This window comes from Microbacterium istanbulense (genome assembly GCF_037204145.1).
GTDB classification, from domain to species: Bacteria; Actinomycetota; Actinomycetes; order Actinomycetales; family Microbacteriaceae; genus Microbacterium; species Microbacterium istanbulense.
In genome coordinates this window covers 223589-239840 of record NZ_JBBDGN010000002.1, presented here as the reverse complement: position 1 = coordinate 239840, position 16252 = coordinate 223589, and the positions used below count along the sequence as shown (strand labels likewise).

The following is a 16252-nucleotide window of genomic DNA, read 5'->3' as shown; positions in this document are numbered from 1 at the left end:
CCGTCACCGAACCTCCGGCGACACATCACCTGTGCACCGAGACCGGCTCGGCGAGTTCAGCGAGCACGCCCTGCAGCCACTCCAGGGCGGCCTCGGCAGCAGGCAACGGCCCCCCGGCGTCATGCCGCCCGTACTCTCCGAACCGCTCTGCGCCACAGGCGGCGAGCGCCTCGTCGATCATCTCGCTACCGCGGGAGTAGGTACGGGTGTAGCTGCGGTCCCCCATCCCGAACACGGCGTAGCGCAGCCCGCCGAGGTCGTGCGTGCCGCCCCGCAGTGACGCATGGAACGGTCGTGCACTCGTCGGCACCTCGCCGTCACCGTAGGTCGAACACACGAGCACGTGCACCCGCTCGCGGTCGAGCTGCTCCGGCGTGGTGGCACCCAGATCGAACACCCGGACGTCACCGGCCTCGCCCAGCGCGCGCCGCAGTTCTTCGGCGACGAGCTCGGCGCCGCCCGACTCGGTGGCGAACAGGATCGAGACGGGCAGGTCCGCGCCCAGCCGCGTCTCCACGGTCTTCTCCGTGGGAAGCAGGAGCTGGGTGTCACCGGCCGCCTCGAGCTGGGCGGCCCTGGTGCGGAGCTTCGCGCGCTCACGCCCGGGCGCAGCCCCGAGCCGCTCACGCACGTCGATCCGCCGCCACCCGTCGAAGTCCACCTCTCCCGCCTGCACCGGCAGGCCCTCAGCCCCGGTGCCCACCCGCCCACCGGCGATGTCGTCAGCGATCGTGCGGGCGAGGCCTCGCGCGTCGATGCGCTGATCAGGAATGGTGCCGCGGGGGCCGCGACGCAGCCACCCCGCCGTGTACAGGCCGGCCGCGAGGCGCCCGTCCTCCGGCGCCATCGGGTCGGCGCCGCCGACTCCTGCGAAGCCGACAGCGGTGATGACATCGTCGGCGGCGAGCACGACCTCACCCCGCGCACTCTCGAACACCACGCGTCCGGCATCGAGGTCGACTGATGTCGGCGCCAGACCGAACCACCACTCCACGCGCACCCGTTCGATACCCGGATCCGCATCGGCGAGTGCGCGCACGGCATCGAGCCGCGCGTCCTTGCCGCTGTCCGAAGGCCGATCCACCCCGTGCACGACGTGGCGCACACCGTCGAGGCCTGCCAGCTCACGCACCATCACCGGGTCGAACTTGGCCCGCTCCGGCGCACTGCGGCCCACCATATGCACGGTGCGTATACGGGCGTTCAGGCGCTCGCGAGCGTCGTCGGCGACGTCCGAGCCGACGAGACCGTGCGGGTCGCGGGTGAGCATTCGCACGATGTCGACGGCGACGTTGCCGTGTCCGACGATGACGATGTCCTCACCGAGTTCGGGCGCGGCCGGCTCATCAGGATGCGCATTCAGCAGACGGGTGATCCGCCCTGCACCGTGCACGCGCGGATGGTCCGCACCGGGAACGGGCAGTCGGGCGTCCGCGTGCATCCCGGTGGCCAACACCACGGCGTCATATGCGGCGCGCAGATCGTCGACGGTGAGACCTGCGCCGATGTCGACGTTCCCCCGCAAGCGCACGCCCTCATGGGCGAACAGCCGGGCGAACTGGTGCGCCACCGATTTCGTCCCCTGGTGGTCGGCGGCGACGCCGTAGCGCACGAGACCGTATGGCGTCGGCATCCGATCGAAGACCTCGATCCCGGCCGACGGGAAGGTGCGGCGCAGAGCTTGTGCCGTGAAGCATCCGGCCGGCCCCGCACCGACCACGGCGATCCTCGGCGCGGCGCCCTCGACCGGCGCACGTTCGGGCTCGGCGCTCTCGTCTCGCACCGTATCCCAGGAGACGGGGAGCGCCAGCATGCCGCGGAACACCCAGCCGCCGACTTCTGCGGGGCGGGTGGCAGACACCCGCAGCCCTTCCAAGCGCCGGAACAGCATCGGTAGACCGATGTCGGCGACCTGTGCCCTGGCCACCCACGCACCGAGGCAGACATGCACGCCTTTGCCGAATGCGAGGTGAGGTTTGACCTCACGCTGGATATCGAATCGCTCGCCGTCCGGCCACAGGCTCTCGTCGCGGTTCGCCGAGAGGATGCAGATGCCCAGCCGGGCCCCGGCAGGCAGTCGCACGCCCTCGAGCACCGCGTCGCGGGTGACCTGTCGCGAGTAGAGGCCGATCGGCGCGATCCACCGTAGCGACTCGTCGAAGGCGGCCTGCCACAGCGACGGGTCGGCGGCGATGGCGGCTCGCTGCTCGGGGTGGGTGAGCAGCGCCCAGGCGGCCACGCCGAGGGCGTCGCGCGGCTCGTTCAGCCCCCCACCGATGGTCATCTTCACGTTTGCGCGGATGCGGTCGATCGGCATCTCGTAGTCGGGAATGCGCAGCAGTTGCGACAGCAGGGAATGGTCGGGGTGCGTGGCGTGCCAGCGGAGCATCTCATCGAGCGCGTCATCGACCTCGTCGAACGAGCGCTTGCCCTTGGCCCAGACCTCCGGGTCGTCGGCATAGTTTCCGGTCGCGTCGATCATGGTCTGCGACCAGCGCTGCATGTCCTGTTGGCTGACGTTGTGCAAGCCGATGATCTCTCGGAGGTTTTCGGCGGCGTAAGGCGCGGCGAAATCCCAGATCAGATCGGCATCCTGCCCTTTTTCGGCCATCTCATCGAGATACCGGCGTGCGTTGCGCTCGAAGACCGATGTCCAGGTGCGCTTGACCACCCCTGGGCGTAGCACGGGCTGCCAGGCACGACGCTCGAGATAGTGCTCGGGGTCGTCCCGACGGAGCATCGAGTGTCCCATGGCGCGAATCTGCAGTGAGCCCTGCTCATCGGCCGAGAACAGCTCCTGATCGAGTTCGGTCTCGTGCACGGCGCGGTACGAGGTGATGAGGTAGCGGCCGACCGCGGGCACCCAGTGCACACCGCCCTCGGCACGCAGCCGGTCATAGATCGGGAACGGGTCGTCGTAAAGATCCGGGATGCTCACCCAGTCGGCGATAGGAGCCTCGATACTCATCTCACGTCCTCTTCGTCGTGTCCGTGTCCTTCGAGTATCGCGTCAGGACTAATCTGACAAAAGCGGTGTTAATCGCACAAGAACATCGGAATGATCGAATAATGGATGCACCGGGCTTCACCCTCCGCCAGCTGTCGTATCTCGTCGCGGCCGCCGAAGCCGGCACCATCGCCGGGGCATCGACCCGCCTGCACGTCTCGCCCTCGGCGATCTCCGACGCACTCACCGAACTCGAGACCGCACTCGGAGAGAAACTCACCATCCGGCGACGTGCCCATGGACTGACGCTCACCAGCGCCGGCGAACTGGTCGTCACCCGCGGTCGTGCGCTGTTGGTCGAGGCCGACGAGATCGTCCGAGACCTCCGCTCAGCCGAGGGCGAACTCGCCGGACCCATCACGATCGGCTGCTATCCCACCCTTGCCCCCACCGTGCTCCCCCCGCTGCTGGCCGAGTTCGGCGCGGCTCACCCCCGCGTGCAGCTGCAGATCATCGAGGCGACGCACGACGAACTCGACGGCCGCCTGAGCGCAGGGGCCGTCGACGTCGCGTTCGTCTACGACACCCTCGTGCCAGGCAACCCTCGCCGGGAGCGCCTTTTCGAGTTGCCGGCGCACGTGCTCCTCGCCGCCGATGACCCCTTTGCAGGGCATGAGACGCTGGCGCTTGAACAGCTCGCCGACCGGGATCTCATCCTGCTCGACGCGCCGCCGTCGAGCCAGCACACTCTGTCACTGTTCACGGCCCTCGGGCTGACCCCGCGCATCCGCCACCGCACCGCAAGCTACGAGGCCGTGCGCACTCTCGTGGGGCGTGGCCTGGGATACGGCATCCTCGTGCAGCGCCCCGCGAACCCGGCCACGTACGAGGGCTACCCTGTGCTGATGAAGGAGATCTCCCCGCCGGTACCCCCTGTCGGCATCGAGGTCATCTGGCCGACCTCTCCGCCCCCCACCCCTCGCACGCGGGCCTTGATCGACTTCGCCAGGTCGATCCGCTGGCCGGGACCACGCATATGACGGCGCTGGCGTGGGGGGTGAAGGACTCGCTACTGAGGTACGTCCGTGGGATGCCTGATGGGCGGGTCGAGCTCACGGGGGTCACCGAGCAGGACGGGCTGTTTCTCTTTCCAGCAACAGACGCCGGCCCCGGCCGCTTCACGGGATCGATCACGTTGCTCGGGCACCACGGCATGATGCGCGTGGTGATCGCGGATCCGCAGATCACACCCACGAGCGAGGGCGCGACCCTGTCGATCGCCGATCCGGATGATCCAGGGCTTCGTCTGGTGTTCGCCCGGATCGCCCGGTTCGACGGCCGCCGGGCGACCGGCACGGTGCTGACCGATGACGGCGCCGACCTGTTCTTCGGGCCGTATAGCGATGGAACCGCGCTCGACGACCCGAGGATCGTGGACTGATCAGACGCGAAGAGGGGCCCGACCACTGGCCGGGCCCCTCTTCGTCGGCGTCTTCCGATCAGGCCTTGGCGAGACCGTAGATCGGGCTCACCGACTGCTCGGCCTCGTGGTCGGGACCGAGCGGGATACCGCTGCGGTCCTTGAGCAGAAGCGTGGCGGTCAGCCCGATCAGCACCATCGCGGTCAGGTACCAGGTGACACCGCTGGTCGAGCCGGTCGCCTGCACGATCGCCTGCGCAATCGTGGGAGCGAAGGCGCCACCGAGGATCGCGCCGATCGCGTACGAGATCGAGACGCCCGAGAACCGGATGGAGGCCGGGAACAGCTCGGTGTACAGCGCCGCCTGCGGGCCATAGGTGAACCCGAGCCCGACGGCGAGCAGGCACAACGCCAGCGTCAACGAGGTGATGTCGCCGCGGTTGACGAGCGGGAACAGCGCGAAGATCGCCGGGAGCATCAGCAGCCAGCCGATGATGTAGGTGGTGCGCCTGCCGATGCGGTCGGAGACCCATCCGGCGAACCAGGTCGACAGGAGCCAGACGACCGAGGCCGCGGCAGCGGCCCACAGCACCGGCCCGCGCTCGAGCCCGATCGGGCCCTCGGGGTTGGTGGCGTAGCCCTGGATGTATCCGCCGGTGGTCATGTATCCGACGGCGTTGTTGCCCGCGAACACCAGGGCCGCGATGAGCACGAGCAACCAATGCTTGCGGAACAGCTGGACGATCGGCATCTTGGTCGCTTCGCGACGCTCGGCGATCTCAGTGAAGACCGGGCTCTCCTCGACGCGGCGGCGGATGTAATAGCCGACGAGGATCAGCACGAAGGAGAGCAGGAACGGGATTCGCCAGCCCCACTCGAGGAAGGCGTCTCCGGGTGCGATCACTGTCATGATCGCCATGATCGCCGACGCGAGGAGCATGCCGAGCGGCACGCCGATCTGCGGCGAGGCGCCGAACAGACCACGCTTGGTCTTGGGCGCGTGCTCGACCGCCATGAGTACGGCACCGCCCCACTCACCACCCGCCGAGATGCCCTGCACGATACGCAGGAAGATCAGCAGGATCGGCGCCGCGATGCCGATGGCGGCATACGTCGGCAGCAGGCCGACGAGAGTCGTCGCGACACCCATCAGGATCAGGGTGAGCATCAGCACCACGCGACGACCGTAGCGGTCGCCCAGGTGCCCGGCGAGGAAGGCGCCGAGCGGGCGGAAGAGGAAGCTGATGCCGACCGACGCGAACGAGAGGATCGCGGCGAAGCCGGCTCCCGCAGGTTCGAAGAAGACGGTCGCGAAGACCAGTGCCGCAGCCTGGGCGTAGATGAAGAAGTCGTACCACTCGACAGTGGTGCCGACGACCGTGGCGAAGACCACGCGTCGCCGATCGGCGTGAGTGGCGATGGTGCCCGTAGGGGTGAATCCCTCGGGGTGGGCGGGTGTGGGTGTTGCGCTCATCAGGGGGTGACTCCTATGTCGTGAGACGTCGTTGTCCGGCGAGGTTTGGTCCTTGCCCGTTGACCAAGGATCATATACGATTTCAGATACACCGCAAGAGCGAGGGAGCTCATGAACACCGAGAACCACACCGCAGACCCGCGATTCACCGCCCTGCCCGGCCGTCCAGGCAAGATCATCGCCGTGCACCTCAGCTACGAATCCCGCGCCGCCCAGCGCGGCCGCCGGCCCGCGCAGCCCTCGTACTTCTTCAAGGCCTCGAGCTCTGTGGCCGCCTCCGGCGGCACCATCGAGCGCCCCGCCGGCACCGAGCTGCTCGCCTTCGAAGGCGAGATCGCCCTCGTCATCGGAACGCCCGGGCGCCACATCCCGCTCGACCGGGCCTGGGAGCACGTCGGCTGGGTCACGGCGGCCAACGACCTCGGACTCTATGACCTGCGCGCGAACGACAAGGGCTCCAACGTGCGCTCCAAGGGTGGCGACGGCTACACGCCGCTCGGCCCGCACCTGATGGATGCCCGCGAACTCGACCCCACCGCGCTGCGCGTGCGCACCTGGGTCAACGACGAGCTCGTGCAGGACGGCGAGACCCCCGACCTCATCTTCCCCCTCGCCCAGTTCGTCGCCGACCTCTCCCAGCACTTCACGCTCGAACGCGGCGATGTCATCCTCACCGGCACCCCGGCGGGCTCATCGGTGATCGTGCCGGGCGACGTCGTCGTGGTCGAGGTCGACGCCCCCGCCACCGGCCAGACCTCCGGCCGCCTCGTGACCACCGTGGTCGACGGGCCCGAGATCGCCTACGACGCGGCTGTCGGTTCGCTGCCCGCCGTCGACGACACCCAGCGCACCGAGGCCTGGGGCTCGGCCGCGGCCGCCGGCCTGACGCCGGCAGCGCCCGTGCTCACCGCCGAGCTACGCGCCCTGCTGCACGAGACCCCCGTGGCCGGGCTCTCGCAGCAACTGCGCAAACGCGGGCTCAACAACGTCACGATCGACGGGGTGCGCCCGCTGCACCCCGACACCAAACTCGTCGGCACCGCCAAGACGCTGCGCTTCGTGCCGGGCCGTGAAGACCTCTTCGTCTCGCACGGTGGCGGCTACAACGCACAGAAACGCGCCTTCGACGCCGTCGGCGAAGGCGAGGTGCTCGTGATCGAGGCCCGCGGCGAAACCGGTTCGGGCACGCTGGGCGACGTCCTCGCGATCCGCGCCCACGCCCGCGGCGCGGCCGGCATCATCACCGACGGCGGCGTGCGGGATGCGGATGCGGTCACCGCCGTCGGCATCCCCGTCTACACCTCCGGCGCCCACCCCGCCGTTCTCGGACGCAAGCACGTGCCGTGGGATGTCGACCTGACGATCGCCTGCGGCGGCACGACCGTGCAGCCGGGCGACATCATCGTCGGCGACGCCGACGGCGTCATCGTCATCCCGCCGCACCTGGCGGCCGAGGTCGCCGAGGCGGCCGCCGCGCAGGAGGTCGAGGATGCCTGGATCGCGGCGCGCGTGGCCGAGGGGCACCCCGTCGACGGACTGTTCCCGATGAATGCGCAGTGGCGGGCACGCTACGACGCCGAGCGCGGAGCGTGAGATGACCCCTCCGGATGCGGTGCTCGCCGGCAGCAAGTCGCAGGTCGCCTACGACTGGATCCGCCAGCGCATCTCCGCGCACGAGTTCGGCCCCGGCTACCGCCTCGTGCTGGGCTCGATCGCCGCCGACCTGCAGATGAGCGTCGTGCCCGTGCGCGAAGCCATCCGCCGGCTCGAAGCCGAACGGCTGGTGACCTTCGAGAAGAACGTCGGCGCCCGGGTCTCGGTCGTCGATGAAGACGAGTACGTGCACACCATGCAGACGCTGAGCCTGGTCGAGGGGTTCGCCACCCGCCTCGCGGCGCCGCACCTGAGCGGCGACGACCTCCTCCGGGCCGCCGAGATCAACGACCGCATGCGCAGGCTGCTCGACGACTTCGACGCGTACCGCTACACGCAGCTGAACCAGCAGTTCCATCAGGTGCTGTTCGACCACTGCCCCAACCCGCACATCCTCGATCTCGTCGGCCGCGGCTGGTCACGGCTCGCCGGCCTGCGTGACACCTCCTTCGCGCTGATCCCCGGCCGCCCGCATCACTCGGTAGACGAGCACGATCGCATCCTCGACCTCATCCGCGACGGGGCCGACCCGCTCGAGATCGAGATGACCACCCGCAACCACCGCCTGCGCACCCTGGACGCGTTCCTCGAGGCGCGGCATTCCGACACCCCTCACCCTCCGACCACGACAGAAGGACGATGATGACCGACGTGTACACCCCGGCAGACCTGCCCGAACGCATCCAGCACTACATCGACGGCGCGTTCGTCGACTCGATCGACGGCGACACCTTCGAGGTGCTCAATCCGGTGACCAACGAGACCTACGTTCATGCCGCGGCCGGCAAGAAGGCCGACATCGACCGTGCCGTCGCCGCCGCGGCTCGCGCGTTCACCGAAGGCCCCTGGCCGCGGATGCTGCCCCGCGAACGCTCCCGCGTGCTGCACCGCATCGCCGACATCGTCGAATCCCGTGACGCGCGGCTGGCAGAGCTGGAGTCCTTCGACTCGGGACTGCCGATCACTCAGGCTCTCGGTCAGGCCCGCCGTGCCGCCGAGAACTTCCGCTTCTTCGCCGACCTCATCGTCGCGCAGGCCGACGACGCCTACAAGGTGCCGGGCAAGCAGATGAACTACGTCAACCGCAAGCCGATCGGCGTCGCCGGGCTCATCACGCCCTGGAACACCCCGTTCATGCTCGAGTCGTGGAAGCTCGCCCCCGCGCTCGCGACGGGCAACACGGTCGTGCTCAAGCCGGCCGAGTTCACGCCCCTGTCGGCATCGCTGTGGGCGGGGATCTTCGAGGAGGCGGGCCTGCCGCAGGGCGTGTTCAACCTCGTCAACGGCCTCGGCGAAGACGCCGGTGACGCACTCGTCAAGCACCCCGACGTGCCGCTCATCTCGTTCACGGGCGAGAGCCGCACCGGGCAGATCATCTTCGGCAACGCGGCCCCGTACCTCAAGGGCCTGTCGATGGAGCTCGGCGGGAAGAGCCCCGCTGTCGTCTTCGACGACGCCGACCTCGACACCGCGGTCGACGCCTGCATCTTCGGTGTCTTCTCGCTCAACGGTGAGCGCTGCACCGCAGGCTCGCGTGTGATCGTGCAGCGCGGTATCTACGACGAGTTCGTCGAGAAGTTCGCCGCTCTCACCAAGCGGGTCAAGGTGGGCCTCCCCCACGACCCCACCACCGAAGTGGGTGCGCTCGTGCACCCCGAGCACTACGACAAGGTGATGAGCTACGTCGAGATCGGCAAGGGCGAGGGGCGCCTCATCGCCGGCGGCGGCCGCCCGGAGGGCTTCCCCACCGGCAACTACGTCGCTCCGACCGCGTTCGCCGACGTGGCACCCGACGCACGGATCTTCCAGGAGGAGATCTTCGGCCCGGTCGTGGCGATCACCCCGTTCGACACCGAGGAAGAGGCCCTCGCCCTGGCCAACAACACGCGGTACGGGCTGGCGGCGTACATCTGGACCAACGACCTCAAGCGGGCGCACAACTTCGCGCAGGCCGTCGAGGCCGGCATGGTGTGGCTGAATTCGAACAACGTGCGTGACCTGCGCACCCCGTTCGGCGGCGTGAAGGCGTCGGGCCTCGGACACGAGGGCGGCTACCGCTCGATCGACTTCTACACCGATCAGCAGAGCGTGCACATCACCCTCGGCGAACCGCACAACCCGGCATTCGGCAAGCAGGACCTCGACGACCCCGACCCGCGCTGAGCCCACCCCCACATCCGATCTCAAGCAAGGACGCTGACATGACAAACCGTGACGACATGACCCTCACCTCCTCCGGCTACTACGTGAGCCAGGAGGCACCGATCCACTCCGACAACCCGGTCAGCACTCCGACCGCGACGCCGCCGGACATCCTGCGCTGCGCGTACATGGAACTCGTGGTGACCGACCTCGCGGCATCCCGCCAGTTCTACGTCGACGTGCTCGGTCTCTACGTGACCGCAGAAGACGACGACGCGATCTACCTGCGCTCCACCGAGGAGTTCATCCACCACAACCTCGTACTCCGCAAGGGCCCGGTCGCCGCGGTCGCCGCGTTCTCGTACCGGGTGCGCTCGGCTGAAGACCTCGACCGCGCCGTCGAGTTCTACACCGAGCTGGGCTGCGACGTGCGCCGCAACCCCGAGGGCTTCGTGATGGGCATCGGCGACTCGGTGCGCGTCGTCGACCCGCTGGGCTTCCCGTACGAGTTCTTCTTCGAGACCACGCACGTCGAGCGCCTGTCGTGGCGCTACGACCTGCACACCCCCGGCGAGCTGGTGCGCCTCGACCACTTCAACCAGGTCACCCCCGATGTGCCGCGCGCGGTGCGCCACTATCAGGACCTCGGGTTCCGCGTCACGGAGGACATCCAGGACGACGAGGGCACCGTGTACGCCGCCTGGATGCGACGCAAGCCCACCGTGCACGACACGGCGGCCACCGGCGGCGACGGCCCGCGCATGCACCACGTCGCGTTCGCGACGCACGAGAAGCACAACATCCTCGCGATCTGCGACAAGCTCGGCGCGCTGCGGCGGTCGGATGCCATCGAGCGCGGCCCCGGTCGCCACGGCGTCTCCAACGCCTTCTACCTCTACCTGCGCGACCCCGACGGTCACCGCGTCGAGATCTACACGCAGGACTACTACACGGGCGACCCGGACAACCCGGTGATCACCTGGGACGTGCACGACAACCAGCGCCGCGACTGGTGGGGCAACCCGGTGGTGCCCTCCTGGTACACCGACGCCTCGCTCGTGCTCGACCTCGACGGCAACCCGCAGCCGGTCATCGCACGCACCGACAGCTCCGAAATGGCCGTCACGATCGGCGCCGACGGCTTCTCGTACACCCGTCGCGACGAGGGCGAAGAGTCGATGCCCGAGTACAAGCAGGGCGAGTACAAGCTGGGCCACCAGCTCTGACCAGCAGTACGAGGAGAGGATGACGGATGCTGTCACCTGAGACCGTTCAGGCGCTCGCCGCAGAGCTGGCCGAAGCCGACCGGACGCACGGCGTGATGACGCGGATCACGGCGCGACACCCCGAGGCGACTGTGGAGGACTCCTACGCGATCCAAGGCGTGTGGCGCGATGCGCAGATCGCCTCCGGCCGTCGGCTCGTGGGGCGCAAGATCGGGCTCACGTCGAAGGCGATGCAGCAGGCGACGGGCATCACCGAGCCTGACTACGGCGTCATGTTCGACGACACCGTGTACGCGTCTGGTGCCGAGATCCCGGTCGACCACTTCTCGAACGTGCGCATCGAGGTGGAGCTCGCCTTCGTGCTGAAGGAGCCTCTCGAGGGGCCTGACTGCACGCTCGAGGATGCCCTCGCGGCGATCGACTACGCGGTGCCGGCGCTCGAGGTGCTCAACTCGCACATCGAGCTGGAGGGGCGCACGATCGTCGACACCATCAGCGACAACGCCGCGTATGGCGCGATGGTGCTCGGCGACGTGCACAAGCGCCCGGATGAGATCGACCTGCGCTGGGTGCCCGGTGTTCTCTCGCGCAACGGCGAGATCGAAGAGACCGGCGTCGCCGCCGGCGTGCTCGGGCATCCGGCCACCGGGGTGGCGTGGCTGGCGAACAAGTTCCACCAGCACGGCGCGCGGCTCGAGGCCGGCGAGATCATCCTGGCAGGATCGTTCACCAGGCCCATGTGGGTCTCGCGCGGCGATGTCGTGCGGTGCGACTACCGCGAGATGGGAGTGATCGAATGCCGCTTCGTCTAGATCCGTCATTCCGTGAGGCATTGGATGCCTCGGGTCGCCCGCTTGTGGGCATGTGGGCGTGCACCGGCAGCCCGCTGGTCACCGAGATCGCCGCGGGATCGGGCCTGGACTGGCTGCTGATCGACATGGAGCACTCGGCGAACTCGTTGGAGTCGGTGCAGGTACAGCTGCAGGTCGTGGCGGGGTATCCCGTCACGCCGGTCGTGCGGGTGCCCTCGAACGATGCCGTGGCGCTCAAGCAGGTGCTCGATCTGGGCGCGCAGAACGTGATCGTACCGATGGTGTCATCGGCCGACGAGGCGCGGGCGGCCGTCGCCTCGGTGCGATATCCGCCGTTCGGGGTGCGCGGGGTGGGCAGCGCCTTGGCGCGCAGCGCCCGCTGGAACCGCGTGGACGGCTACCTGCAGGATGCCTCGACGCACACGTCGCTGACCGTGCAGATCGAGAACACCGCTGGCGTCGAGGCGGCAGCAGAGATCGCCGCGGTCGACGGGGTGGATGCCGTGTTCGTGGGCCCCAGCGACCTCGCCGCGTCGATGGGTCTGATCGGTCAGCAGACGCATCCCGAGGTGCTCGATGCGGTGGCGCGCGTCTTCGCGGTCATGCATGAGGCGGGTAAGCCCGTGGGTGTGAACGCCTTCGATCCGGCAGCCGCCGACGACTACATGGCCCGAGGCGCCGACTTCGTCGCCGTGGGCGCCGACGTGGCCCTGCTCGCCCGTGCATCCGAGGCACTGGCGGCGCGATTCCTGCCTACGGCAGAGGGCGGCGAGCGCGCGAGCTACTGACTCCCGGTGCGCCCCTGGTGCGCATGATTGGATGAAAGGATGCCGCAGCCGGAGCCCCTCGAATGAGTCGTACCTTCGCGGCGATGGGCGACCGCAATTTCCGGTGGTTCTTTCTTGCCCGTGCGATCACGATGATCACCGGCTCGATGTCGGCGATCGCCCTGGCCTTCGCCGTGCTCGAGATCGACAACGATCCGGCCAGACTGTCGTACGTGCTCACGGCGTTCACGGTGAGCAACATCGTCTTCGTGCTCTTCGGAGGCGTTGTCGCTGATCGCCTGCCGCGGGCCCTGGTGATCCAGACCTGCTACGTGGTCGACATCCTCTCGATCGGAGCGATCGCGGTACTGCTGTTCACCGGCACCGCCACCGTGCCCGTCATGGTCGCTCTTGCCTCGGTCAACGGCGCCTCGACCGCGTTCGTGCTGCCGGCCATGCAGGGAATCATCCCGCAGCTGACCCGCCCGGAGACCCTGCAGCAGGCGAACGCGATGCTGTCTTTCGTGCGATCGGCGGTGGTCATCGGCGGGCCGATCATCGCCGGCATCCTCGTCACCACGGTCGGTCCGGCGTGGGCGATGGTCGTGCAGGTGGCCGGCTGGCTCGTCGCGATCCCCGTACTCGCCCTCGTGAAGCTGCCTCCGCCGGCCGGCACCGGCACCTTCTCGATGTTCGCCGACCTGCGCGTGGGATGGGGCGAATTCTGGAGCCGGAGCTGGCTGTGGACGATCGTGCTCGCCTTCATGGTGATGAACGCCATCCACATCGGCGCGTGGGGCGTGGTCGGCCCGTACATCGCGAAGAACGATGAGCGCCTCGGCATCGCCGGCTGGGGCTGGGTACTCAGCGCCGAGGGCGTGGGCGTGCTGTTGATGACGCTCGTGCTGATGTGGCTGCCGCTGCGTCGGCCGCTGCGGTGGGGCATGATCGGCATGGCCGCATTCGCCCTCCCGCTGGTGCTGTTGGGGGCGCATCCGGTGGTGTTCGCGGTGGCGGCCGCCGCCTTCCTCGCCGGCCTCGGCCATGAGGTGTTCAGCACCGGCTGGAACGTGGCCATGATGGAGAACATCCCCGGCGACAAACTCTCACGCGTGTCGAGCTACGACATGCTCGGCAGCTTCGTGGTCATGCCCATCGGCACCCTCGTCTACGGATGGCTGATCACGCGCGCAGACCCCGCCACCGTGCTCACCGCATCGGCCGCCATCTACGCGGCCGTCGCCCTGGCCACCCTGTTGGTGCCGAGCGTGTGGCGCATGGGACGGGTGAGCCCTGCGAGCGACACCAGCCGCGTGCGCGAGGGTGCGAATTCATAGCCTGGTGCGTGAGACTGGGGGCATGAGCGTCGAAGCCCTGAGATCCCTCGCCGACCGTGCCGCCCTGTTCACCGCCCTGCGCCAGGATCAGCTCGCCACCGCGACCGAAGCCCTCGGCCCGTACCGCTGGGATGTTGACCTGTCTGCCGGCACGGTGACCTTCGTCTCGGATGCCGACCCGGCACGCACCCTCGTCGCGGGAGCGCACCTGGTCGCGTCGATCGCTCCCGGCCCCCGCTCGCTGATGTGGTCGTGGGCGCTGCCGCAGGGCGATCCGATCGGGGTGACCACCCGCATGCGGGAGTACGGCGAGCAGCACGGTGTCACCGCTCTCACCGCCCCGGAGGTCGCGTTCCCTGATGACACCGGCGACGATCTGCAGGCCTGGATCGCAGAATTCGCGCATGTGATCGGCGGCGCGGCCGTGGAGATCAGCGGGCAGTCCCCCTACTTCTCGGCCAACGTCGGCGGCACGCGCGCTGTGCTGCTGCTCGACGGCGTGGTGGCATCGCTGACGGTCGCAACGGCGCTGACGGCGCTGCCCCGCATCCTCTCCGGGCTCACCCTCAGCGACCCCCGCACCTCGGTGTGGGATCTCGCACGCCTCGCGGGATGGCAGCTGGACTGGGCGGATGCCGAGTTCACCGGCGCGACCGTGTCGGATGCGACCGGGAGCGCGACGTTCCGCTTCGACGAATTCGCCCGGATCACCAACATCCAGGCGCAGCTGGGCGCCCAAGCCTGAGCTGGCCTCAGCGCCCCAGGCGCTGGCGCGCGGTGTTGCGTCCCTTGGTGACGGGTACCCGGGTGGTGGCCGCGGCCAGGCCAAACGCGGGCATGTCGCCGTAGACCGTCTCGATGTCGACGATCGGCACTTGATAGGTCTCGTGCCAGATACCGACGTCACCGCTGCCCATCGAGGTGCGCATGAACTCGCGCCAGGCGGCCAGGTGAGGCGCGTCACGGTCGGCGGCGAACCGCTGCAAGTGCTCGGGGCTCTCCCAGTACGACAGCAGCAGCGTGGTGCGCCCGAACCAGCTGTGCGCGCCGAGCAGCCCCGCCTCGGGATGCTCCATGAGGTGGCGGATCATCGGTGCCATCTGGCTGGCGGTGCGCCACACCCGGCCCAGCTTCCACCATCGGTTCGCGCGCATCCCGATGAGGAACACGGTGATGTCTGAGCGCTCTGGCGCCGCCGTGAACCGTCCAGGGAAGACTTCCTGTGCCATGATTCTCACCTTTCCTGATTCCGTAACAACGTTACGAAACGACGTTACGATACAATCGACGCCATGGCAAGACCCCCTGTGTATGACGAGGCGCTCCGGGTGCGCCTGCTCGACGCTGCCGCCGAGATTATCGACCGCAAGGGGCCCGCGCGCCTCAGCCTGCGTGACGCCGCGCAGGCCGCCGGCACGTCGACATCCGCGGTGTACGCGCTCTTTGGAGGCAAGGCCGAGTTGGTCACAGCGGTCATCGAGCATGGGTTCACGTCGTTCGGCCGCGCGCAGGCGATGGCCGAACCCGAGGGCCTGCGCGCGCTCGGCGTCGCCTACCGCTCGTGGGCGCTGCATAACCCGGCGCTGTACCGACTCATGTTCGGCGGTGCGATGCTCACGGTCGCGGACTGCTCCCCCGACCCTGCGACGACGCAGGAGTCGATGATGCCACTCGTGCGCGCGCTGGTGAAGGGAGGCCTGGCGACCGAAGCCGACTCCCCGCGGGCCGCTCTCGCCATCTGGGCGCAGGTGCATGGCGCCGTGAGTCTGGAATTCGCCGGGGTCGCCGGCGCGGATGCGCCATGGGACGCGGTCTACGACTCGGTGCTCGACACCATCGAACGCGGCTTTCGGCCCGCCTGAACGTGTGTCAGCCTGAGGATATGAAGAACATGATCGTGCGGTTCGCCTCGCTCTACGCCTTCACTGTCGTGGTGCTCCTGGTGATCGGCCTGCTGATGCCCACCGTGCGCGTCGGGTTGCACGCGCTCTGGGCGGGCGTGATCCTCGCCCTTGCGGCGCTCTTCCTCAAGCCCGCACTCACGTCGCTGTTCCGCCGCTCGGCCGCGAAGTCCGCCGCGCAACGCACCAGGGCCGGCGAGAAGGTCGTGCAGTATGTGCTGGTGTTCCTCGTCGAGCTCATCCTCTGGGTGCTGACGGTGTGGCTCAGCGGCGTCTCGGTGCGCGGGTTCTTCTGGGGCTACGTCATCCCACCGCTGGTCCTGCTCATCGGCTGGGTGATCTACGACCGGGTCGACGACCGGATGAGCGCCACCGCCGGCCGGCTGTACGACAGCGCGCACGCGAAGGTGCGCGGCGGGCAGGCTCCGGCTAAGACCTCACCGGAGACGCCGCAGACGCGCGCGGGCGGCGCCGAGCTCAACGACGGGCTGACGGCCGAACAGCGCCGGATGCTGGACGAGCTCTGACCTCTGCGCGCGCACCCAGACACGACAAAGGGCCGATGACCACGGG

The 16252-nt window shown here is 68.7% G+C and carries 15 protein-coding genes; 12 read left to right on the top strand and 3 right to left on the bottom strand.

Going from position 1 to position 16252, the window contains the following annotated elements; all coding sequences use genetic code 11:
• Positions 1–25 precede the first annotated feature (25 nt).
• Positions 26–2968 (bottom strand): cytochrome P450, encoded by a 2943-nt coding sequence (locus WDU93_RS04080; protein ID WP_337317815.1) that lies wholly within the window; start codon positions 2966–2968, stop codon positions 26–28.
• 101 nt (positions 2969–3069) lie between these two features.
• Between WDU93_RS04080 and WDU93_RS04075 the strand changes: the two genes are divergently transcribed.
• Positions 3070–3987, top strand: coding sequence for a LysR family transcriptional regulator (locus tag WDU93_RS04075; RefSeq protein ID WP_337317813.1), 918 nt, complete (start codon positions 3070–3072; stop codon positions 3985–3987).
• Positions 3984–4388: an HtaA domain-containing protein gene (locus tag WDU93_RS04070; RefSeq protein ID WP_337317811.1), complete on the top strand. Its 405-nt coding sequence runs from the start codon at positions 3984–3986 to the stop codon at positions 4386–4388. The genes WDU93_RS04075 and WDU93_RS04070 overlap by 4 nt, the downstream gene beginning before the upstream one ends.
• 58 nt (positions 4389–4446) lie before the next feature.
• On the opposite strand, the gene WDU93_RS04065 is transcribed toward WDU93_RS04070, so the two are convergent.
• Positions 4447–5841 (bottom strand): MFS transporter, encoded by a 1395-nt coding sequence (locus tag WDU93_RS04065; RefSeq protein ID WP_337317809.1) that lies wholly within the window; start codon positions 5839–5841, stop codon positions 4447–4449.
• A 111-nt stretch (positions 5842–5952) separates the two neighbouring features.
• Between WDU93_RS04065 and WDU93_RS04060 the strand changes: the two genes are divergently transcribed.
• The 8 genes from WDU93_RS04060 to WDU93_RS04025 all read left to right on the top strand — a co-directional run bounded on the left by WDU93_RS04060 (position 5953) and on the right by WDU93_RS04025 (position 14523).
• On the top strand, positions 5953–7434 hold the full coding sequence (locus WDU93_RS04060) for a fumarylacetoacetate hydrolase family protein (RefSeq protein WP_337317807.1): 1482 nt from the start codon (positions 5953–5955) through the stop codon (positions 7432–7434).
• A 1-nt stretch (position 7435) separates the two neighbouring features.
• Positions 7436–8137 carry a GntR family transcriptional regulator gene (locus WDU93_RS04055; RefSeq protein ID WP_337317806.1) on the top strand — a complete coding sequence of 234 codons (702 nt, stop codon included), beginning with the start codon at positions 7436–7438 and terminating at the stop codon, positions 8135–8137.
• Positions 8137–9657, top strand: coding sequence for a 5-carboxymethyl-2-hydroxymuconate semialdehyde dehydrogenase (gene hpaE / locus WDU93_RS04050; protein ID WP_337317804.1), 1521 nt, complete (start codon positions 8137–8139; stop codon positions 9655–9657). The genes WDU93_RS04055 and hpaE overlap by 1 nt, the downstream gene beginning before the upstream one ends.
• A gap of 38 nt (positions 9658–9695) precedes the next feature.
• A complete protein-coding gene (gene hpaD, locus WDU93_RS04045; protein ID WP_337317802.1) occupies positions 9696–10862 on the top strand; it encodes a 3,4-dihydroxyphenylacetate 2,3-dioxygenase in 1167 nt (388 codons plus the stop codon).
• 26 nt (positions 10863–10888) lie between these two features.
• Positions 10889–11674: a fumarylacetoacetate hydrolase family protein gene (locus WDU93_RS04040; protein ID WP_337317800.1), complete on the top strand. Its 786-nt coding sequence runs from the start codon at positions 10889–10891 to the stop codon at positions 11672–11674.
• On the top strand, positions 11659–12462 hold the full coding sequence (locus WDU93_RS04035) for an HpcH/HpaI aldolase family protein (RefSeq protein WP_337317798.1): 804 nt from the start codon (positions 11659–11661) through the stop codon (positions 12460–12462). The genes WDU93_RS04040 and WDU93_RS04035 overlap by 16 nt, the downstream gene beginning before the upstream one ends.
• Before the next feature lie 62 nt (positions 12463–12524).
• Entirely contained in the window at positions 12525–13778 is a 1254-nt protein-coding gene (locus WDU93_RS04030) for an MFS transporter (protein ID WP_337317796.1), read from the top strand.
• 22 nt (positions 13779–13800) lie between these two features.
• Positions 13801–14523, top strand: coding sequence for a DUF6882 domain-containing protein (locus WDU93_RS04025; RefSeq protein ID WP_337317794.1), 723 nt, complete (start codon positions 13801–13803; stop codon positions 14521–14523).
• A gap of 7 nt (positions 14524–14530) precedes the next feature.
• Here WDU93_RS04025 and WDU93_RS04020 read toward each other — a convergent pair whose 3' ends face one another.
• Positions 14531–15007 (bottom strand): DUF4188 domain-containing protein, encoded by a 477-nt coding sequence (locus WDU93_RS04020; RefSeq protein WP_337317791.1) that lies wholly within the window; start codon positions 15005–15007, stop codon positions 14531–14533.
• 63 nt (positions 15008–15070) lie between these two features.
• Here WDU93_RS04020 and WDU93_RS04015 point away from each other — a divergent pair, with 63 nt between their 5' ends.
• Together WDU93_RS04015 and WDU93_RS04010 are read left to right on the top strand one after the other, a co-directional pair.
• Positions 15071–15640, top strand: a complete 570-nt coding sequence (locus WDU93_RS04015) for a TetR/AcrR family transcriptional regulator (RefSeq protein ID WP_337317790.1) — start codon at positions 15071–15073, stop codon at positions 15638–15640.
• A 20-nt stretch (positions 15641–15660) separates the two neighbouring features.
• Entirely contained in the window at positions 15661–16206 is a 546-nt protein-coding gene (locus tag WDU93_RS04010) for a hypothetical protein (RefSeq protein ID WP_337317787.1), read from the top strand.
• Positions 16207–16252: the final 46 nt, after the last annotated feature.